The sequence below is a fragment of the Streptomyces violascens genome (genome assembly GCF_014649955.1).
GTDB lineage: Bacteria > Actinomycetota > Actinomycetes > Streptomycetales > Streptomycetaceae > Streptomyces > Streptomyces violascens.
Window position 1 is genome coordinate 478,535 of the sequence record NZ_BMUA01000002.1, and the last position, 20,041, is coordinate 498,575.

The 20,041-nt window shown below is 70.7% G+C and carries 17 protein-coding genes; 4 read left to right on the forward strand and 13 right to left on the reverse strand.

The window, feature by feature from the left end:
• Positions 1-104: 104 nt before the first annotated feature.
• The 7 genes from IE206_RS07295 to IE206_RS07325 all read right to left on the reverse strand — a co-directional run bounded on the left by IE206_RS07295 (position 105) and on the right by IE206_RS07325 (position 6,875).
• Positions 105-857, reverse strand: a complete 753-nt coding sequence (locus IE206_RS07295; protein ID WP_189961177.1) for a GntR family transcriptional regulator — start codon at positions 855-857, stop codon at positions 105-107.
• An 11-nt stretch (positions 858-868) separates the two neighbouring features.
• Positions 869-1,516, reverse strand: a complete 648-nt coding sequence (locus IE206_RS07300) for an HAD family hydrolase (protein ID WP_226598766.1) — start codon at positions 1,514-1,516, stop codon at positions 869-871.
• Entirely contained in the window at positions 1,513-2,562 is a 1,050-nt protein-coding gene (locus IE206_RS07305) for an ABC transporter ATP-binding protein (RefSeq protein WP_189961178.1), read from the reverse strand. Before IE206_RS07305 ends, IE206_RS07300 begins: the two co-directional genes overlap by 4 nt.
• On the reverse strand, positions 2,562-3,413 hold the full coding sequence (locus IE206_RS07310; protein ID WP_189961179.1) for an ABC transporter permease: 852 nt from the start codon (positions 3,411-3,413) through the stop codon (positions 2,562-2,564). The genes IE206_RS07305 and IE206_RS07310 overlap by 1 nt, the downstream gene beginning before the upstream one ends.
• Positions 3,401-4,297 carry an ABC transporter permease gene (locus IE206_RS07315; RefSeq protein ID WP_189961180.1) on the reverse strand — a complete coding sequence of 299 codons (897 nt, stop codon included), beginning with the start codon at positions 4,295-4,297 and terminating at the stop codon, positions 3,401-3,403. Before IE206_RS07315 ends, IE206_RS07310 begins: the two co-directional genes overlap by 13 nt.
• 7 nt (positions 4,298-4,304) lie before the next feature.
• Positions 4,305-5,435 (reverse strand): ABC transporter substrate-binding protein, encoded by a 1,131-nt coding sequence (locus IE206_RS07320; protein ID WP_226598839.1) that lies wholly within the window; start codon positions 5,433-5,435, stop codon positions 4,305-4,307.
• Between the two features lie 546 nt (positions 5,436-5,981).
• Positions 5,982-6,875, reverse strand: coding sequence for a hypothetical protein (locus IE206_RS07325; protein ID WP_189961182.1), 894 nt, complete (start codon positions 6,873-6,875; stop codon positions 5,982-5,984).
• Between the two features lie 209 nt (positions 6,876-7,084).
• Here IE206_RS07325 and IE206_RS07330 point away from each other — a divergent pair, with 209 nt between their 5' ends.
• From IE206_RS07330 to IE206_RS07340, 3 genes are all read left to right on the forward strand, one after another.
• A complete protein-coding gene (locus IE206_RS07330; RefSeq protein ID WP_189961183.1) occupies positions 7,085-7,879 on the forward strand; it encodes a S1 family peptidase in 795 nt (264 codons plus the stop codon).
• Between the two features lie 79 nt (positions 7,880-7,958).
• Positions 7,959-8,612, forward strand: a complete 654-nt coding sequence (locus IE206_RS07335) for a response regulator (protein WP_189961184.1) — start codon at positions 7,959-7,961, stop codon at positions 8,610-8,612.
• Between the two features lie 7 nt (positions 8,613-8,619).
• Entirely contained in the window at positions 8,620-9,765 is a 1,146-nt protein-coding gene (locus tag IE206_RS07340) for a sensor histidine kinase (protein WP_189961185.1), read from the forward strand.
• A 75-nt stretch (positions 9,766-9,840) separates the two neighbouring features.
• Here the strand turns inward: IE206_RS07340 and IE206_RS07345 are convergent, their stop codons facing one another.
• From IE206_RS07345 to IE206_RS07370, 6 genes are read right to left on the reverse strand one after another with little or no spacing between them, the layout of a single operon-like run.
• Complete coding sequence (locus IE206_RS07345; protein WP_114035799.1) at positions 9,841-10,401, reverse strand: DUF8788 domain-containing protein; 561 nt, start codon at positions 10,399-10,401, stop codon at positions 9,841-9,843.
• 23 nt (positions 10,402-10,424) lie between these two features.
• Complete coding sequence (locus tag IE206_RS07350) at positions 10,425-10,862, reverse strand: DUF8788 domain-containing protein (RefSeq protein ID WP_189961186.1); 438 nt, start codon at positions 10,860-10,862, stop codon at positions 10,425-10,427.
• 48 nt (positions 10,863-10,910) lie between these two features.
• Entirely contained in the window at positions 10,911-11,711 is an 801-nt protein-coding gene (locus IE206_RS07355) for a DUF8788 domain-containing protein (protein ID WP_189961187.1), read from the reverse strand.
• A gap of 51 nt (positions 11,712-11,762) precedes the next feature.
• Positions 11,763-12,230, reverse strand: coding sequence for a DUF8788 domain-containing protein (locus IE206_RS07360; RefSeq protein WP_189961188.1), 468 nt, complete (start codon positions 12,228-12,230; stop codon positions 11,763-11,765).
• Between the two features lie 43 nt (positions 12,231-12,273).
• The gene (locus tag IE206_RS07365; RefSeq protein WP_189961189.1) at positions 12,274-13,830 is read right to left on the reverse strand and encodes a phenylacetate--CoA ligase family protein; all 1,557 of its coding nucleotides are present in this window, start codon (positions 13,828-13,830) and stop codon (positions 12,274-12,276) included.
• Between the two features lie 26 nt (positions 13,831-13,856).
• A complete protein-coding gene (locus tag IE206_RS07370) occupies positions 13,857-15,452 on the reverse strand; it encodes a pyridoxal phosphate-dependent decarboxylase family protein (RefSeq protein ID WP_189961190.1) in 1,596 nt (531 codons plus the stop codon).
• 1,097 nt (positions 15,453-16,549) lie between these two features.
• Between IE206_RS07370 and IE206_RS07375 the strand changes: the two genes are divergently transcribed.
• Complete coding sequence (locus IE206_RS07375; RefSeq protein ID WP_189961191.1) at positions 16,550-19,630, forward strand: endo-alpha-N-acetylgalactosaminidase family protein; 3,081 nt, start codon at positions 16,550-16,552, stop codon at positions 19,628-19,630.
• The last annotated feature ends 411 nt before the right edge of the window (positions 19,631-20,041 follow it).

A 20,041-nucleotide genomic window follows, 5' to 3' on the forward strand; every position in this document is an offset into this window, starting at 1 on the left:
CACCTGTGACGAGGCCCGCCCCGCCCCTTCGGGGGCGGGGCGGGCCTTCGTGATGTGCGGGGTGCGGCTGGGGGGATCCGGAGGGGCCCGGAGGGGGCCCCGCCTCACTCCTCCCCCAGCTGCCTCCCCAGCGCACTCGTCGCCACCGAGTTGTGCACCGTGAACGCCACCGTCCCCGGCAGATAGCGGTCCTCCGACCACTCCACCGGCGTGCCCGCCGGGTCCGTCGAGCGGCGGCGTTCGCGCAGGAGGGCGTGGCCCACCCCGCAGCCGAGCAGCTGCGCGTCGTCCGCGTCCGCCGGGGCCACGTCGATGGTGTGGTGCGCGTCCGTGAACAGGACGCCGTGCAGCTCCAGTTGGTGGGAGTGCGACACCTCGTCCACGTCCATCTCCGCCACCAGCAGGCCGATTCGCTCCGGGTACGTCGAGCGCTCCACCATCACCGGCGCGCCGGACAGCGTACGGACTCGGCGAACTCTGAACACCCTTGTGCCTGGAGGTAGCTGGAGGTGGTGGGCCTCCTCCTCCGTGGCTTCCGCCGGGTCCACCGCCACCGTCCGGCCGCCCGGTTCCTCGCCCAGTGAGCGGGCCCAGCGGGCGAACGAGCGCAGCTCCCCGAAGCTCTGCAGTCGAGGCGCGCCGCCAAGGACCACCCGGCGGGCGCCGCGGCGCGAGGTCACCAGGCCGTCGGCGCGCAACGACGCGAGGGCCTGGCGGACCGTTCCTCTCGACACGCCGTACCGGCGGGCCAGTTCGTCCTCGGCGGGCAGCCTCGCGCCCGAGCCGTACTCGCCCGCCGCGATGGCGGTCCGCAGATCACCGGCCACTTTCCGGTACAGCGGCGACTTGCTGGACACCCCGGGCCCCCTCAACTGGCAATCATTGAGCGGAGCAAGGTGAGGTCCGCCTCCTCCAGACTAGTCAGCACCGTTCTGCCCGCGGCGGGCGCTATGGGTTCCACCGACGGAACCGCGAGCACCACGCACCCCGCGGCCTCCGCCGATGCCACGCCCGTCGCCGTGTCCTCGACCGCCACACACCGCGCCGGGTCGGCGCCCAGCGCCGCGGCCGCCGCCAGGTACGGGTCCGGCGCCGGCTTGGTGCGCTCGGTGTCCTCCGCCCCGTACACCGCGTCGAACCGGTGGCCGTCGAGGGAGGTCGCGACCCTGCGGACTATCGCGCTCGGTGATGCCGACACCAGTGCGGTCAGCACCCCCGACTCCCGCAACATGCGCAGGAGCTGGAGGGCGCCCGGGCGCGGTTCGGCGCCGTCCGCCAGGCGTGCTGTGAAGTCCGCGCCCAGTTCCGCCGCCAGTTCCTCGCGCCGGGCGCCCAGCGACACGTGAAGCAGCTCGGCCGTGTCCTCCACCGAGCGGCCGTACACCGAGCGGCGCTCCTCGCCCACCAGCGCGTGCCCGTAGCGGGCCGCCGCCCTTTCCACGACCTCCACCCAGGCCTCCTCCGTGTCGACGAGGGTGCCGTCCATGTCGAACAGGACCGCCCGCAGCCCGCTCACGCCGCCTCACCGGCCGCGAGCACGGGACGCCGCTGCGGCCGTACGGTGACGCTCGCGCCCGCGCCGAACGAGCCGGCGGCGTGCGAGGGCAGGTCGGCCTTGACCTCGGTGCCGTCCGCGAGACGCACGGTCAGGCGGGTGCTCGCGCCGTGGAAGGAGGAGGACGTCACGGTGTCGGGGCCGCCCTCCGTCACCTCCAGGGCTTCCGGGCGCAGCAGGAACACCGAGCCCGTCGCCGGGCCGTCCACCGGGAGGCGTACGCCGAGCACCTCGGCGAGGCCGTCGGAGGTCGGCTTGCCCGGGACCCGGTTCATCGTGCCGACGAACGAGGCCACGAACGCGGTCGCCGGACGGTCGTACAACTCGGCCGGAGCCGCGCACTGTTCGAGCCGTCCGCCCTTCATCACCGCGACCTTGTCGGCCATCGAGAGGGCCTCCTCCTGGTCGTGGGTGACGAACACGGTCGTGATGCCGAGCTCCAGCTGGAGGCGCCGGATCTCCTCGCGCAGCTGGACGCGGACCTTGGCGTCCAGGGCGGAGAGCGGCTCGTCCAGGAGCAGCAGCCGCGGCTGGAGGGCGAGCGCGCGGGCGAGCGCCACGCGCTGTTGCTGGCCGCCCGAGAGCTGGTGCGGGAAGCGGTCGCCGTGCTCGGGCAGGCCGACCAGTTCCATCAACTCTGCCGCGCGGGCCCGGCGTCGGGGCGCCGGGACCTTGCGCATCTTCATGCCGAAGGCCACGTTGTCGGCCGCGCTCAGATGCGGGAAGAGGCTGTACGACTGGAAGACCATGCCGGTGTCGCGCCGGTTGGCCGGCACCGGCACGATGTCCTCGCCGTCGAGCAGCACCTCGCCCGCGTCGGGCCGCTCGAAGCCCGCGAGGACCCGCAGTGCGGTGGTCTTGCCGCAGCCCGACGGGCCGAGCAGCGCCAGGAGTTCACCCGGCGCGACATCGAGGTCGAGCCCGTCGAGGGCCACGGCGGACCCGAAGGTGCGGCGCAGGCCCCGGATGGTGAGGGCGGTGCCGGTGCGAGGCGGTGCGGTGGTCATCAGACGGCTTCCTTCTTACGAGACTTGCGGGCGCCACGGGTGCCACGGGTGCGGGCGAGGCCGGTCACCACGAGCAGCAGCCCCCAGGTGAGCAGCAGGCTGAGCAGCGAAACCGCCACCGACAGCTGGGCGTTGTCGCCGGAGGCCTGCACGATCCACACCGCGAACGGCTGGAATCCGAGCAGCGAGGCCACGGTGAACTCGCCGAGCACCAGGGCCAGCGCCAGGAACGAGGCATTGAGGAGCGCGGTGCGCAGATTGGGCAGCACGACCGCGAACAGCGCCCGCGGCCAGGACGCGCCCAGATCGCGGGCCGCCTCCACCAGGGTGCGCACATCGACGGCCCTCAGGCCCGCGTCCAGCGAGCGGTACACGAACGGCAGCGCCATCACGACGTACGCGAAGACCAGGACCAGGGGGAACGACGGGTTCTGGATCGCCACGAACGTCTGGTACAGCGGGGTCGTGGCGAGATGGTCCGGGCCCCACTTCAGGACCGTGCCCAGACCCGCGACCAGCGCGACCGGCGGCACCACAAGCGGCAGCGTGCACACCACTTCGAGCACCGCCCGCAGCCGCCCCGAACCGGAGAGCCGCACCGCGAGCGCGGCCGGCAGTGTCAGGAGCAGGGCGAGCGCGACCGTGCACAGGGCGAGTCCGACCGACCTCAGCAGCGCCGCGGTGAACCCGTCGGCACTGAAGATCTGCGTGTACGACTCCAGGGTGAGGCCCTGCCCGGGCACGTCCACCGTGAAGACGAGGGAGGCGAGCAGCGGCACCAGGAAATAGATGCCCGCGATCAGCAGGACCGCGCCGCGCCACGGGCGCAGGGGATACGTCAGGCGAGCCATCGGGCGCTCCTTCGCTGCAGCGGCAGGTGCACGGCCATCACCAACAGGGCGACGATCACCATGTCGAGGCTGAGTGCGAGCGCCACGTTCTCCTGGCCGACCAGCACGTTGCCGGACAGCGCGTCCGCGATCTGCATCGTGACCAGCGGCACCGAACTGCCCACCATCGAGGCGGCCGTGGCGTACGCGGCGAACGCGCTGCCGAACAGCAGGACGAAGCCGCCGAGCAGGGTGGGAAGCAGCACCGGGACGCCGACGTGGCGCCAGTACTGCCAGGCGCTCGCGCCGCTGCTCCGGGCCGCCTCGCGCCACTGCGGGCGAAGCCCGTCCAGGGCCGGCGCCACGGTGAGCACCATCAGCGGGATGAGGAAGTACAGGTAGGTGAGGGCCAGGCCCCAGAAGCTGTAGAGGCTCCAGCCGTGCTGGGCCAGGCCCAGCCTGGTGGTGATGACGCCCGCGTTGCCGAGGGTGGCGACGAAGGCGAAGGCCAGTGGCACACCGCCGAAGTTGGCGAGCACGCCCGAGGCGGTGAGCACGGCCTCGCGCAGCGCCTTGCCGCGCGAGGTGACGACGGCCTGCGCGAGCAGCAGGCCGAGCACGGCGGCGATGGCCGCGGTGGTGGCCGCGAGCTTCACGCTGCCGAGCAGGGCCGTCCAATACGCGCCGTGCACGGACTGGCTCATGTTGCCGAGCCCGTACGAGCCGTCGACGGACAGTGCGCCGTTCAGCATGGCGACGGCCGGGACGCCGAAGGCGAGCGCGACGAACGCGAGCAGCGGAACCGCCGCCAGCCAGGCGCCGGGGCGCCTGCGGCCCCGGCGCTGCGTCGGACGCTCAACTGCCGTGACAGCGGCCGGAGTTGAGGTGGTCGTGGTGAGGGTCATGGAGTGATCAGCCCGAGATCGCCTTGGCCCAGCCATTGGCGAGGACCGTCTTCGCCTGGGTGTTCTGCGCCTCGGTGGGGAAGGTGGGGGTGCCGGAGACCTGCGGGAGCTTGGCGGCGGCGGCCTTGTCGAGCGTGCCGTCCTTGTCCAGGGCGGGCATGAGCACCGGGCGGGCGTACCCCTTCAGCCACAGGTTCTGGCCCTCGGTGGAGTACAGGTACTCCTGCCACAGGCGGGCGGCCGCCGGGTGCGGGGCGTCCTTGTTGATGGCCTGCGAGTAGTACTGGGCATAGACGCCGTCGGTGGGAACCGCGGTCTTCCAGTCGAGGCCCTTGCCCTTGAACTGGTCGGCGTAGCCGGCGTTCAGGTAGTCCCAGTCGATGGAGATGGGCGTCTCGCCCTTTTCGACGGTGGCCGGGGTCGACTCCACCGGGTTGTAGTTGCCGGCCTTCTTCAGTTTGGCGAAGAAGTCGAGGCCGGGCTGGATGTTGTCGAGCGAACCGCCGTTGGCGAGCGAGGCTGCGTACACCCCGGCGAAGGCCGAACCGGACTTGGTGGGGTTGCCGTTGAGGGCGACCTGGCCCTTGTACTCGGGCTTGAGCAGATCGGCGAACGTCTGCGGGCACACCTTGACGCGCTTGGCGTCGCAGCCGATCGAGACGTAGCCGCCGTAGTCGTTGAACCAGCGGCCCTTCGCGTCCTTCTGCGCCGCCGGAATCTTGTCGAAGCCCTCGACCTTGTACGGGGCGGTCAGGCCCTGCTCGCCCGCGGACTGCGCGAAGGAGGCGCCGAGGTCGAGAACGTCGGGGGCGCGGTCCTGGCCCTTGCGGGTCTTGACGGCGTTGATCTCATCCGCGCTGGTGCCGTCCGGGTTCTCGACCGACACCTTGATGCCGTACTTCTTGGTGAAGCCGTCGATGAGAGCGCCGTAGTTCGCCCAGTCGCGAGGGATGGCGATCGCGTTGAGCGTGCCCTCCTTCTTCGCGGCGGCGATCAGCGCGTCCATGCCGCCCGCGTCCTTCGCGGAGGTGGCGGCCGCGGGGCTCTTGCCGCCCTTGCCGCCGTCGGCCGCGCCGGTCGAGGCGTCGGACTTGGCGCCGCAGGCGGCGAGGGCGAACGCGGAGGCGGCCAGGGTCATGGCGAGGCCGGCGGTGCGTATGCGAGGGGGGATCACAGGGGCTCCAAGTTGTACGGACAACTGTTGTACAGACAACTCCATTACGGGGGTGGTGGGTGTCCCGGTGGTGAACGCGGGGCGACGTGCGCGATGCGTTTGCCGGTCGGATCCGGTCAGCGAGTTTCGGCCACCGCCGCGACCCGGGGCCCCTGGGGCTCCGCCCCAGACCCCGTTCGCGCCTCGAGGACGCTCGTCCTCAATCTCCCCCAAGGCCTCAAGGGCCAGGGGGGACCCCCATGACAGGCTGAAAGTGCCGATGCCGGCCAGGATCGACGCTGCCAGGGGCGCGGGGGAACTGTGCGAGCAACTACGGGCGGCGCGCAGTCAAAGTGCGTCAGAGGGTTCGGGTCGCAAGCCCGAGGGAGCCCGCATCAGCCCTGCCAGGGGCGCGGGGAACTGCGCGACCGGCCCTCGACGGCCCGCAGGCGAAAGGAAATGAGGGGCGCGGGGAACTGCGCAAAGGCCTTCGAGCGGCCCGCACTCGAAGCCCCCCACCCCCGCGGAGCGCTACGTGTCGCAGTCCAGTACCGCCCCGCACAACCCGCACCGCGCCCGCACCCGCCCCCGCACCCCCACCCGAATCCGCTGGCAGCACCTCGGGCATGCGAAGCGCACCCTCAGCCCGTCCGGGCCGGGTTCGAAGGCGTAGGGCGAGCCGGGCTCCGTCCAGGCTCCGCCGTGCTCGGCGGCGTACCGGCGGTCCTTCGCGTAGCGGCGCCGTCCCGTCCAGCCCGCCGCGACGAGCGGGGGTTGCGACGCGTCCCGGCGGGCCTGCGCCGCGCCCGCCGTGTACGCGGGGTACGCCTGCGGGCTGGTGAACCACGGCGAGGGGTCCTCGCCGAACAGCGACGCCCGCTTGGCCAGGACGTACCCGAACTCCTCCGGCGTCAGATAGCCCAGCTTCTGGCTGGACACCCCGTCCTCGCGGAACGCGTCGAGGAGCAGCCACCCCGCACCCAGGTAGGTCGTCGCCGTGTCCGTGAGGATCTCGTTGTCGCGGGTGCCGGGGAACGTCAGGTCCAGGCGGTGGAGCAGCACATGGGTGATCTCGTGCGCGAGCGCCGCCCCGATGTCCCGGCGGTGGCTGCGGAACCGGTCGTTCAGCTCGATGAAGTACTCGGGCCCCGCCGCCAGTTCGACGCTCGCCGCGTGCTGCATCTCGCGGAAGCCCACGATCATCCGGGCATCGGGCAGATGCAGGTGCTGGACGAGCGCGCGGGCCACCCGCTGGGCCCCCAGGTGCAGGTCGTCGTGGTCGGCGAAGGCAACGTCGGCGGGCAGCACGCTCGTCCCGTACCCCCGCAGCCCCTCCGGGGACAGCCGCTTGTGCAGTGCCGTGATGGCCGCGCGCACCGTGGCGAGGTGCGGATACCCGTGCACGACCGGGCTCGACGTGCCCACCCTGCCACCCCCGTTCCGAACCGCGGACCGGATTCCACTGTACGGGCGCCGGGCGGCGGCGGTCCCGTCCGCACGCTGGCCGGAAAGTGCGCCTTGTGAGGGGAGGGGGGACCGGCTCCATAATCCCCGCAACGTATTGACGCGCCCATGACAGAACCGTCGGGGCCGTCCGTGCGTGTGACAGCCAACCCCCCACGAGAGGCAGTCAGTTGAAGAGAATCGTGCGAGCCCTGCGCAGATGCCTGGCCGTCACGGCCGTCCTCGCCGCCGCGTTCAGCCTGCCCGCCACCGACGCCTTCGCCTCGCCCGCCGCACCCGCCTCGCCCACGCCCGTCGTCGGCGGGCAGCGGGCCGCCCAGGGCGAGTTCCCGTTCATGGTGCGGCTCTCCATGGGCTGCGGCGGCGCCCTCTACACCCAGCAGATCGTGCTCACCGCCGCCCACTGCGTCGACGGCAGCGGCGCCAACACCTCCATCACCGCCACCGGCGGCGTCGTCGACCTCCAGAGTTCAAGCGCGATCAAGGTGAAGTCCACCAAGGTCCTGCAAGCCCCCGGCTACAACGGCAAGGGCAAGGACTGGGCGCTGATCAAGCTGGCCAAGCCCATCAACCAGCCCACCCTCAAGATCGCCACCACCACCGCGTACAACAGCGGCACCTTCACCATCGTCGGCTGGGGCGCGACCTACGAAGGCGGCGGACAGCAGCGCTACCTCAACAAGGCGACCGTCCCCTTCGTCTCCGACGCCGACTGCAAGAAGGCGTACGGCGACGACCTCGTACCCGGTGACGAGATCTGCGCCGGCTATCTCGACCAGGGCCGCGTCGACACCTGTCAGGGCGACTCCGGCGGCCCCATGTTCCGCAAGGACGGCGCGGGCGCCTGGATCCAGGTCGGCATAGTCAGCTGGGGCAACGGCTGCGCCGAGCCCGGCTACCCCGGCGTGTACTCCGAGGTCTCGACCTTCGCCACCGCGATCGCACAGGCCGCCTCGAACCTGTAGCGCCGCAGTGCCCGTGACCCCGGCCCGGCCGGGCGCCCCGAATTTGCGGGCGTCCGGCCGAACCTGCTCATATAGGGGCATGTCGATCACAGTGGTCATCGCGGACGACCAGGAAATGGTCCGTACCGGCTTCCGCATGATCCTGGAGAGCAGGGCCGACATCGAGGTCCTCGCCGACGTCGTCGACGGGCACGCCGCCCTCGAAGCCGTCGAGCGCCTCCAGCCGGACGTGCTGCTCCTCGACATCCGGATGCCCGGCCTCGACGGCCTCGAAGTCACCCGCCGCCTGGCCGGCCGCGACCGCCCCCGCATCGTCATCTGCACCACCTTCGACCTCGACGAATACGTCCACGCGGCCCTGCACGGCGGCGCCAGCGGCTTCCTCCTCAAGGACGCCAGCCCCGAAATGCTCGTCGAAGCGGTGCGCGCCGCGGCCGCCGGGGACTCCCTCGTCTCGCCCGCGATCACCGTGCGGCTCCTGAAGGAACTCGCCTCGGCCCGCCCCGCCGACGGCGTGCGCAAACCGGTCGAGCCGCTCACCGAACGCGAACGCGACGTCGTGCGCTGCCTGGCCCGCGGCGCCACCAACGCCGAGATCGCGGGCGAACTGTTCGTCTCCCTGTCCACCGTGAAGACCCACCTCGCCAACGTCCAGGGCAAACTCGGCGCCCGCAACCGCGTCGAGATCGCCGCCTGGGCCTGGGAGAGCGGACTCGCCACGAGCGCCGCGTGAGCAGCCCGTGAGCCCCCTACGCCGCTGGCTCCGCCGCCATCCGCGCGCCGCGGCCGCCGCCCGGCCCCTGCTCGCCGCCGTCCTCGTCGCCCTCGTCACCTACGAAGGCGTGGCCCTGGCCCGCCAGCCCACCCGGCCGCACGCCATCGTGTGGAGCGCCGGGATCGTGGTGTGCTTCTGCGCGGTGCCCTGGCGGAGGATCCCGCTCGTTCCGCGCGCCTGGACCGCGGCCGCCGTCAGCTGGACCGCGACCGCCCTGCTCTTCACCGGCCGCCCCGAGATCGTCTGGGGCATGGGCGAGGCCATCGCCCTCCTGGTGCTGCTGTCCTCGGTCCTCCTGTACGCCCCCGCCCGCACCGCCGCCTTCCTCGGCCCGGTGCTCGGCCTCGGCTGTGTGGCGGCGCCGGTACGCGACGCCCAGCCCGGGCGGTTCACGCTGCTCTTCACCGTCCTCGCCGTCGTGGTCAGCGCGTACTCGCTGCTCCTGCGCGCCCAGTCGGGCCAGCGCGTCCGCGACCTCGAAGCCGTGCGCACCGCCGAGCGCATCGAACTCGCCCGCGAACTCCACGACTTGGTCGCCCACCACGTCACCGGCATCGTCGTCCAGGCCCAGGCCGCCCGCTTCACCGCCGTCTCCGGCGAACGCGCCGCCGAGTCCTTCGCGCGCATCGAGGAGGCGGGCGGCGAGGCGCTCGGCGCGATGCGGCGCCTGGTGCGCGTGCTGCGCGAGGGCGAGGCGGAGACCGAGCCGGTGGCCGGCCTCGCCCAGGTCCGCGAGCTCGCCGCCCGCTTCTCGCGCGCCGGACCCCCGGCCGTCCTGTACATCGAGACCGGCCTGGAGGAACACCTGCCCGGCGACGCCGCAGCCCTCGCCCACCGGGTGGTCCGCGAATCCCTGACCAACGTACGCAAACACGCGGCGGACGCCACCGCCGTACGCATCGGCATCCGCACCACCGGCAGCCGCCTCGAAGTGCGCGTCGCCGACGACGGGTCCAGCGCCGCCACCCTCGCCGAACAGGCCCGCGGCGGCGGCTTCGGCCTGGCAGGCCTCACCGAACGGGTCACCGCGATGGGCGGCGAACTCGCCGCGGGCCCCACCCCCGAAGGCGGCTGGCAGGTCACCGCGGTCCTGCCCCTCGACGAGGAGTAGGGCGCGCCCGCCGGATCCCGCCGACGGACGCGCCCCGGCCCTGGCCACCGATGCGGAGGCGGCCGGGGCAGCCAGTCAGACCGCGAGGACCCGGATCGAGGGGTGCTCCACGGTGTTCAGATACAACTTCTCCTTCTTGCCGTCCTGCTCCAGCTCCACCACCAGGCGATAGCGGTACACACCCGGCCGCGTGGTGCTCAGGATCGTGCCCGCCCAGTAGTAGTAGACCGGCGTGAACGGGTCGCGCATGCGGTCCGGCATCCCGTAGATCTTCAGCTCCGTACAGATCTTCCGCTCGATGACGTCCTCCTCGTCACCCCGCTCGGTGTCGAGGAAGACCAGGCTGCTGATCTTCGGCATCGGCGGCCAGGTGCCGTCGGGGCGCTTCTCCATGTCGATGGGCCGGATGATCCAGTTCAGGACCTGGCCCTGCTTGCACACCGTCTCCAGCCGGTGGGTGCCCTGCCCGGTGCCGCCCACGCTGTTGTCCATCATGTACATGGAGTCCTTCAGCGAACCCGTCGCCGCCGCCCGCCCCATGTTCACGAGCGTCACGACATTGAGCTGTACGGAGTTCAGCTGACCGGGGTTCTGCTTCTCCACCTCGCTGCTGCGCGTACGCGTACTCGTACTCAACGCTCCTCCTTCGGGCACGCCGGTCAGCCGAACAGGGCCGGCGACAGAGTGGTCGTGATGGGATCGGTCCTCGTGCCCACCTTGAACTTGATCTGGTACGGCACGGACTGCACGTCGTCCTTCTTCACCGTCCCGATCCAGTAGGCGACATCGGTACCGGGATAGATCTTCCGCTCCGGCTCGATGACGTCCCTGTCGATCACGATGTCGTCGATGCTGACGAACGCCTCGCACTCCAGGGCGAGCACGTTCCACAGCAGCTGGTCGCCGCGCCTCACCTTCGTCCGCAGCTCCTCGGTGCCGAACCCGGTCGAGCCGCCCGCCTTGTTGGTGTCGTACAGATACAGGTGGCCGTGCACGCTGTGGGAGGCGAGCGCCCCCACGCAGTCCACCACCGCGGTGATCGAGATCGGCCGCTTGGCGGCGGCCCCGGTCTCCCGCAGCCTCGGTTTCGTGGTCATCTGCTCCTCCTCGTTCTGGCTGGGTCAGGGATCCTGCGAGCGCCGGCGCTACGAGAACGGGCGGGGCGGGATCGGCAGCAGACCGAGCCCCGCCTTGGTGAAGGCGTTGCGCTTGGGCTCGGTGATGACCCTGATCCGCGACTCGCACGTCAGGTTCACCGGCTCCCACAGCGGCTCGCCGCCCTGCTGCACCAGCCGGTGCAGCTGGATCCGCATCGTGTACGCGTAGGTGCCGGGACGCGATGTGTCGACCGTCGCCGACCAGTACCAGCCGTCGGTCACCAGGTCCGGCGAGCCGTACTCCGCGGGATAGATGACCTTCTCGTCGACGGCCTGCCCGTAGATGTCGGTGATCACCGGAGCGGGGTAACTGTGCGCCTCCGTACCGCCGTTGGAGACCACCTTGCCCGTCACGTCCAGGACCTTCTGGCCCGAGAGGCGGCCCCGGGTGCGCCGGGTCGTCTTCACCCGGCGGCCCGCGCTCTGCCGGATCCGGTTCAGCTCGGCCGCCGCGTCCACCCCGGCCGCACTCGACTTCACCGCCAGGTCCTCCAGCTCGGCGAGCGCCTGCTCGTCGGTCTGCCGCGCCCGCTCGGCCTCGTAGCCGCGCGGCACCGTCGGCGGGATCGAACCCAGGCTGTAGGGAAGCCAGTTGAGGACCTGCTCGCTCGCCTGCGAACCGTCCTGCCAGTACGAGCCGTTGATCGCGGTCACCAGGTCGCCGGTGCCCTGGTTCTGGGAGCCCTGCAACTTCATGTTGTCGAACAGGTACGTGTTGCCGTTCAGGGTCTGGGACTCCAGCGCGTTGCCGACGTCCACGAGCACGATGACCGCTAGCTGCTGGGGCATGAGCCCACCTTCCTCATCTCTCGTCGGGGGTATTGCTCGTCGGACTTCCGGCTACAGACACATCAGTGCGGGCGACTCGATGTGCAGGGTGCTGTACTCGCCCTCGTACATCTGCACTTCGAGGCGGTACGGGTGGGCGACCCCCGGCGCCAGATAAGGAACGACCCCGCTCCACACGTCCAGCTCGGGGTTGTGCCGCTCGTCGGCGTGACCGTCCTGGCCGTGCGGTACGGGAGCCTGCGCGGCGGGGGGCGCCTGCTCGGCCTCGTGCCCGCCGTCGGCGTCCGGGCCGAGAAAGGTGATGCTCTTGATCTCGACCGGGGTCTGGAGGTCCACGGCGAGCGCGGACCAGGTGACGACCTGGCCGGGCTTGACGACCGTGACCAGCTCGGGGGTGCCCTGCCCGGTGCTCGCCAGCGAACCGTCGTCGATCATGCAGAGGTTCCCGTTGCGCAGGGTGCCGTCCGAGAGCGCCCCGATGACGTCCACGACCACGACGATGTTGACCTTCGGGTTCATCCTCACTCCTGTTCTGGTGTAGGGGAGTTGTGCCTGCCTGCCGCTAACCCCGGTCCCGCACGAGCGGCACCTTGCCCACCGCCGTCCGCTCGATCTCCGGGGACGCCTTGGGGACGAACTTGAGCTGGAAGCGGTAGCCGGTCTTCTCGATCGACAGCGGGTTCGCCTCGCCCTGGTTGAACAGCGACAGGGCGCGCGGCACCGCGTTGACGAACACGCTCTGCAGCCCGTACGGGCCGAGCGTGGTGTCCATGCGGTACGTCAGGGCCGGTACGTCGTCCACCGAGGCGACCAGCGTGATCGTCCGCCCCTCACGGTGGTTGACGAACTGCACCTCGTGCGCCACCTCGTCCAGGTCCACCGCGGTGGCCGTCCGCAGCTCCTCGCGCAGCGCGTCATAGGCGCGGGCCGCCGAGTACTGGCTGTCGGCCAGGTGCAGGATGTCGCCGGTGCGCCCCGCGAACTCGAACTGCTGGGTCTTCAGGCCCGGCCCCTCCAGACGGGGCCGGCGGATCATCCGGTCGCCCAGCTTGAGGCGGAGCAGCGGCGCCTCGTGGGCGTGCAGCCGCGTCACGACCAGCTCGCCCTCCTCACCCTCGTCCACCCAACGCCCCCGCTCATCCACGATCTCGACCAGGTGCAGGCCGGGCACGGACGCCAAGTACGGTGATTCGGCGCGGAGTTGGAGCCCGATGGTCTCGGCCTGGGTCGCCGCGAAGTAGCTGAGGATCACCAGGTTCGGGTAGATCGCCTGGAGCTCGGCCCGCTTGCGCTGGGCGAGGACCCCGCTGCCGTACAGGGCGACCCGGAAGCTGTCCCGGGCCTCGCGGCTCATGCCCGCACCGAGCTCGGCGAGGATCGCGATGCCCGCGGTGATGCCCATCAGGGCCTTGGGCCCCGGGTAGGAGAACATGTGCTCAAGGACCCCGGCGGTGACCGGGCCCGCCCCGATGTAGTTGACGCCCGGCACGTTCTGCAGAACACCGCCCACCATGGTGCCGCTGCTCCACATCTGGTAGTCGGCCAGCGTGGTGTACAGCCATTTGGGATCGGCGCCCCGCAGGTATGCGGCGAGCTGGTAGGTGCCCATGAAATGGCCGGCGATCTCGTACGTGTCCCGCAACTCGCGCAGCGAATAAACGATTTCGAGCGGGCGACCGCCGCTGGTGCCACCGCTGGCCACTATTTCGAATCCGCCGTGGCCGAGCGGGACGACCATGCCGGGCCGGTCGCCCATGAAGAAGTCGCGCTGGGTGTCCTTGTCGGACAGCGGAATGCGCTGCCATTCCTCGAAGGTGGCCGGAGCGCCGGTGACCCCGGCTTCGGTGAGCCGGTCCCGCCACAGCGGATTCAGCATCGTCGTGTTGACCATCTGCTGGAGCCGGCGCAGCGTCAACGCGTCCTGGATGTCATGTGCTATCTCGCTGTACGGGCTCTGGCAGACCCGTTCGCATTCGCGGATCTTGCTGGCGAACGAGGCGAGATGCGGCACGGCGGAGACGGAATCCGGTTTCACCTCCCAGTCCGGGATGAGCCAGCCCGCCAGCTCTCCGGCGTCCCCGGGCGCCACCCGGGCCTGCGGCTCGTGCACTGAACTCATGGACAACCTCTCTTCGTTGGCGGTCCTTACCGGGACTGGTGCGTCTGGCGGAGCAGATCCTGGCCGACCCGCCGGATTTCGCCGAGCAGCATGCGGAAGTGCTCGGAAGTGACCTGATGGTTCATCATGACCACGCGCAAGGCCGCGAATTCACCCACGTTCACCTTGGAGATGAAGAAGTTGCCCTCGAATTTGATGCGATTCCTGATCTCCACCTGGAAGTCGTGCACATCCTCGTCCCGCAGGCCCGGCGGGCGATAGCGGAAGCAGAGAATATTGGCCTCCGGCCGGTGCAGCGTCTCGAAGTCCGGCTCGCCCTCCAGTATTCGGTGGACGTCGCCCGTCAGACGGCACAGGTACTCGATCTTCTGGGCGAACAGGGCCCTTCCGTGGATTGCCCACAGTGCCCACAGCGGCATGATCATCGGGCGCTTGGTGCATTCGAAGTTCTTCTCACCGCTGTCGAGGGCCGTGTAGATGTCCGGCTCCTCGTCGAACACGTAACTGGCCTGCTGGCGGAACGCGCCGAGGCTGTTCTCCCTGTTCCGGTAGAAAAGGAGCGTGCACGGCGCGGGCGTGAACATCATTTTGTGCGCGTCCCACGTCAGGGAATCCACCTTCTCGATTCCCCGCAGTTTGTGCCGCAGTTCGTCGGACACCAGCAGGCTCGCGCCGTGTGCGCCGTCGACGTGCAGCCACAGATCGCGCTCGCGGGCCAGGCCCGCGAGTTCGTCCAGCGGGTCGAAGGCGCCGACCGGCGTGGTGCCGGCCGAGGCGACCAGGCAGAACACCCTCAGGCCGCGCCGCTCGGCCGCGTCCAGGACCGGACGCGCCCGCTCCACACAGATCTGGTGCCTCTCGTTCAGTGGGAGCCGCACGATCTGGGCGTCGCCGATGCCCAGTACCCCGGCCGCCCGCGCCACGCTGTAGTGGACGTCGTCGCCGACCGCGATGGCGGGCCTGAGCTGCCCCGTCAGGGCCGAACCACCCTCCGACCAGTACCCGGGGAAGGCCCGGTTGCGGGCCGAGAGCAGCGCGGTGAGGTTGGCGAGCGAGCCTCCGGAGGTGGTCACCATCGCGAAGCTGCCAGGGTCCCAGCCGATGAAGGCGTTCAGCTCCTCGGCCATGATCTTCTCGGCCACATTGGGGAGTTGGGCGGCCTCGTAGAACGAGGACGGCTGGTTGACGACCGAGCTCACGAAGTCGATGACCCCGGACAGCGGCACGACCCCCGAGAACTGGCGTCCCATGTATCCGGGCGAATGCACCTGGATTCCGGTCTTGATGTACAGGTCGACGATCGCGGCGAGCCGGTTCTCGTCGAAGGCCGCGATCTGTTCGCGTTCCGTGGTCATCAGGGCCCTGGCCGCGTCGACGAGGATCGCGGGGTCGGTCAGGTCGAGCCCCCTGATCGAGAAGTCGGCCAGATGTTTCTCCAGCTTGGCGACGACCGTCTCGGACTGTTCACGGAAGAGCTGGGCGTCGAACGCTTCCAGTAATAGGCCGCTTTCGAGCGTTCCTGTCGCACGAGGCGGCGAGGACGTGGCCCCCGCGTGGGCGGAGAACGGCTCCGTGCCGTCGGGCCGCACACCGAAGGGATTCTCCGACCGGTATTCCGTCAACGGGATCTCCTCTGAAGAATGTGGCGCGTCCGGACATGGCGATGGCCGGAGGCTGCCGAGGCAATCGGGAAAACGTCCGGGGAAAGGGTCCGGCGCACCTGGTCGAGGCGCGATCGCGGCCCTGGGAAAGGAGCGGCCCGCAGGGTTGACACGGGCCCGCGTCCGGATGGGCGCGGAGGGATGGGAAGGAATGATCGGCGCAACCGCAGGAAGGAATGCCCCCGGGGCCGCTCCCCGCCGGGCGCCACGTGTCAATGGGATGGCCGACGACATCCCGGTGAATTCCTCATGTCCCCTTACGGGGCCGGAAGTTCACTCATTCGTCATGGCCGGAGGCCGGGGCCGCCCTCGTCCGGGTTCCGTGGAATGAGGCCGCGCCGGCATCTGTTCGTCGTGAAGCCCGTCGTGAAGCCCGTCGTGAAGTGTGTTGTGAAGTTCGACGTGATGGTCGTTGTGAGGTTCGTCGTGAAGGGGCCGGCCCGGCCTGGTCCACCCGTTCTGCGGCACCTGTCAGTACGGCGGTCCTGAACTCCGCGCCACAGTGCGGCGCACCGGGAAACGCCCGCGTCCATACTGTTCCGTTTCACCCGCATCATCGGCGTCCCGCCCCCCTCTTGCTCCCCGAAGGCGAAGAACTCCACGACCGTTCGGCCGAGCCCCTATTCGGCCAAGTGCGCGACGGTCCGCCGCGCGCTCGCTTTCGATCATGGCCAGCGCTTCGCAGGAACAACAGTAGGGGCTCACATTCGGTAGCCGAGGAGTTCCGGAGAGTCTGTCCGAAAAGAAGCAAGAGGCATCCCGGCGCCCGGCGCGCCTTTCGGACAGCGCGGTTTCCGCAATGCGCGGGCGGGCGCCACGGACAGCAGGCGATTCATCCATTGGCATAGACCAGAGGCAGATCCTTTCTGCCATTCGCCCCGGCCGCAGGCCCGCCGCCCCTGCGGCCGGTAAGCGCCAACCGGGCCGGCGCGGCCCCCGCTCCCACCCGTCACCGGAACCCGTTAGTCCAACACTTCTCGCTTCTTTGTCCATGGGCGCACCCGCACCGTGCGGCACATCGTGGCCCGCACCGGAAGCCGCCACGAGAAGGAGCGAGCGTGAACGCCGAACAGCACGGGCCGAAGCGGAGGACAGTGGTCGCGGCCACCGCCCTGGCAGGCGCCGGAGCCACCCTGGGCATCCCCTCGACGGCGCTCGCCGCGGCAGGCACGGCGGGGGAGACGGTGGTGCGCTCCGCCGCACTCGACGTCCGCGTCGACACCGCGTTCCCGCGCATCGTGTCGTACACCGACCGCGCCACCGGCGCCGTGCTGCACGGCCAGGAGGACCCCGTCACCGACGTCCTCATCGACGGCGCCGCACACACCCCCAGGGTGACCGCACGCCCCGGCCGGGACCGCATCGCCTACACCCTCGCCTTCGACGGCGGCACCGAGATAGCCGTGGAGATCCGCGTCACCGGCCGCCGCGTCGACTGGCGGGTCACCCGCATCGACGACACCGCCGCCCTGCGCGTCGGCACCCTCCAGATCCCCGGCCTCGCCCTGCTCTCCGTACGCAGCGACCAGCCCGGAGCCCAACTCCTCGCCGCCAGGCTCCAGTTGGACAAGTCCAAGAGCGGCGACACCCTCGTCACGCCCACCGCCACCACCGTCCCGGACGCGGGGCCCACCGGCTGCGCCTACGCGGTCCTCGCCCACCACGCGCTCGGCGGAGCCATCGAGACCAACACCGTCTACGACAATCCCGCCGCCACCCCCGGAGCCACCTGGGAGAACGGCCGGCTGTGGCGCCAGACCCTCAAGAGGGACGGCTACGTCAAAGCACAGCTCGTGCCCGGCCAGTGGACCCATCGCGCCGCGACCGCGCCGACCGGCGCCACCGAGCCCCTCCCGTACGCCACCGTCATCGTCACCGGCGACCGGGGCGGCGACGGAGTCGTCGACTGGCAGGATGCCGCCATCGCGTTCCGCGACATCATGGTCACCCCGCTCGGCGCCGACGACCAGCACCTGCGCGTCGTCGCGCACATCCCCTTCAACTTCGCCTCCCAGGCCACCAACCCGTTCCTGGCCACCCTCGACAACGTGAAGCGGATCTCGCTCGCCACCGACGGGCTGCGCCAGTACACCTTGCTCAAGGGCTACCAGTCGGAGGGACACGACTCCGCCCACCCCGACTACGCGGGCAACTACAACAAACGCGCGGGCGGCCTCGCCGACCTCAACTCCCTGGTACGCGAGGGCAAGAAGTGGAACAGCGACTTCGCCGTCCACGTGAACGCCACCGAGTCCTACCCCGTCGCCAACGCCTTCTCCGAGACCCTCGTCGACAGGGCCAACCGGCAGTGGGACTGGCTCGACCAGTCCTACCGCATCGACCAGCGCCGCGACCTCGTCTCCGGCGACATCATCAAGCGCTTCGCCGACCTGCGCCGCGACACCGACCGGGGACTGAACGCGATCTACCTCGACGTGTTCCGCGAATCCGGCTGGACCTCCGACCGCCTCCAGCACGCCCTGCGCGACCAGGGCTGGCTCGTCGCCTCCGAATGGGGCCACGGCCTGGAGCGCTCCTCCCTGTGGTCGCACTGGGCGAACGAGACGGACTACGGCCCCGACACCTCGCGCGGCATCAACTCCCAGCTCATCCGCTTCATCCGGCACCACCAGAAGGACGTCTTCGCCAACAAGTGGCCCACCCTGCTCGGCCACGCCCACATGGGCAACTTCGAGGGCTGGACCGGCAAGACCGACTGGAAGACGTTCTACGACCTGATCTGGACGGAGTCGCTGCCCGCCAAATACCTCCAGGCCCACCCCATCGAGCGCTGGACCGACCACGAGGTCACCTTCGCCGGCCCCACCCGCACCTCGGTCTCCGACGCGACGGGCGCGCGCCGCATCACCACCGACGGCCGCCTCGTGTACGACGCCGGCACCTACCTCCTGCCGTGGGAACCCCGCAACGCCACCGACCCCACGAAGCTCTACCACTACAACCCACGCGGCGGAACGAGCAGTTGGCGCCTGCCGCGCGGCTGGTCGGGCGTGCGCAAGGTGTCCCTGTACCGGCTGACCGACCAGGGCCGGGCATACGTCGGCGACCTCCCGGTCCGGGCGGGCGAGGTCACCATCGCGGACGCGGACGCGGGCCGGCCGTACGTGGTGTACCGGGAGCGGGCGCGAGCCCAAGGGGATGCGAACTGGGGCCAGTTCACCCCCGTCCGCGACCCCGGGTTCAACTCCGGCAGCCTTGAAGGCTGGCAGGTGACGGGCACGGCGAAGGTCGTCCCGAGCCCGCTCGGCGACTACGAACTGGTCCTGCCCGCAGGGGGCGCGGCGACGGTGAGCCAGCGCCTGGCCCGCCTCGCGCCGGGCACGTACTCCGCGTCCGTACAGGTCGAGGTGGGCGAGAAGCCGGGGGAGCGGCGCCGGGCGGCACTCGACGTCCGCACGGCCGACGGGGTCACGGCCACCAACTGGACCGACGTTTCGACCGCGGGCAACTACGTGGCCGCCGACCGCAAACACGACACCCGCTTCCAGCGCATGTCCGTCCCCTTCACGGTGCCGCCGGGCGGCGGGCCGGTGACCCTGACGCTGCGCGCGCAGGAGGGACCGGCGCAGGTCCGCTTCGACAACGTAAGGGTCCTGCGTTCCGAGCCGACCGCCCGCCCGGGCACCCTCGCCTACGAGGACTTCCAGAACGTGCCGTCCGGCTGGGGCGTCTTCGTGAAGGGCGACGCGGGGGGCTCCACGGACCCGCGCACCCACATCGCGCAGCGGCACGCGCCGTTCACCCAGCGGGGCTGGAACGGCAAGGCGGTCGACGACGTGGTCGACGGCACGGAGTCGCTGAAGTCGCGGGGCGAGAACGAGGGCCTGGTCTATCGGACGGTGGACCATACGGTCCGCTTCCTGCCGGGGCGGCGGTACCGGGTGTCGTTCCGGTACGAGAACGAGAAGGCGGGGCAGTACGCGTGGGTCACGGCGGTGGACGAGCCGGCCCCGCGCGAGCTGACCCGGGTGGCGCTTCCGGTGGCCGTGGAACCCACCCTGTTCGCTTACGAGTTCACCGCGCCGGAGGTGGGGGTGGCCTGGGTCGGCCTGAGGAAGGTGGGGGACGACGGGGTGGCGGAGGTGACGCTGGACGCGTTCGAGGCCAGGGAGGCCTAGCCCCCACCCCTCCCCGAGACCCTCCGGGGGTTGGAAGGGGTGAAGCCGGGTTTCGTTTCCCGGGGCTCCGCCCCGGACCCCGTTCGCGCCTCAAGGGCGCTCGTCCTCAATCGCCGGACAGGCTGAACCGCCCTGGTGCGGGCCGGCACCGCCCCGGCTGGGGGCGCGGGGAACTGCGCGAGCAGCCACGTACGGTCCGCGGTCGGCGACGTGCCCAAGCCCAAGCCCCCCGCCCCCTGCAAGGGATCAGGGAAGCAGGGGAGCATGAACCGCATGAGCGACAACCGCAGTACCGAGACCCACCCCCACACCCACCAGGAGAGCTTTTCTCCCTGGCCGCCCAGCGGGGCCGATCTCCCCGACTATCCCGTCACGCCGCGCCCCGCGCACACCCCGTCCTGGGCCCACCCG

Bases quoted from the DNA above. Each gene is read 5' to 3' on its own strand.
- IE206_RS07335 (WP_189961184.1), top strand. From the start codon at position 7,959: ATGTCGATCACAGTGGTCATCGCGGACGACCAGGAAATGGTCCGTACC.
- IE206_RS07320 (WP_226598839.1), bottom strand. From the start codon at position 5,435: ATGACCCTGGCCGCCTCCGCGTTCGCCCTCGCCGCCTGCGGCGCCAAG.
- IE206_RS07310 (WP_189961179.1), bottom strand. From the start codon at position 3,413: ATGGCTCGCCTGACGTATCCCCTGCGCCCGTGGCGCGGCGCGGTCCTG.
- IE206_RS07360 (WP_189961188.1), bottom strand. From the start codon at position 12,230: ATGAACCCGAAGGTCAACATCGTCGTGGTCGTGGACGTCATCGGGGCG.
- IE206_RS07315 (WP_189961180.1), bottom strand. From the start codon at position 4,297: ATGACCCTCACCACGACCACCTCAACTCCGGCCGCTGTCACGGCAGTT.
- IE206_RS07365 (WP_189961189.1), bottom strand. From the start codon at position 13,830: ATGAGTTCAGTGCACGAGCCGCAGGCCCGGGTGGCGCCCGGGGACGCC.
- IE206_RS07355 (WP_189961187.1), bottom strand. From the start codon at position 11,711: ATGCCCCAGCAGCTAGCGGTCATCGTGCTCGTGGACGTCGGCAACGCG.
- IE206_RS07305 (WP_189961178.1), bottom strand. From the start codon at position 2,562: ATGACCACCGCACCGCCTCGCACCGGCACCGCCCTCACCATCCGGGGC.
- IE206_RS07350 (WP_189961186.1), bottom strand. From the start codon at position 10,862: ATGACCACGAAACCGAGGCTGCGGGAGACCGGGGCCGCCGCCAAGCGG.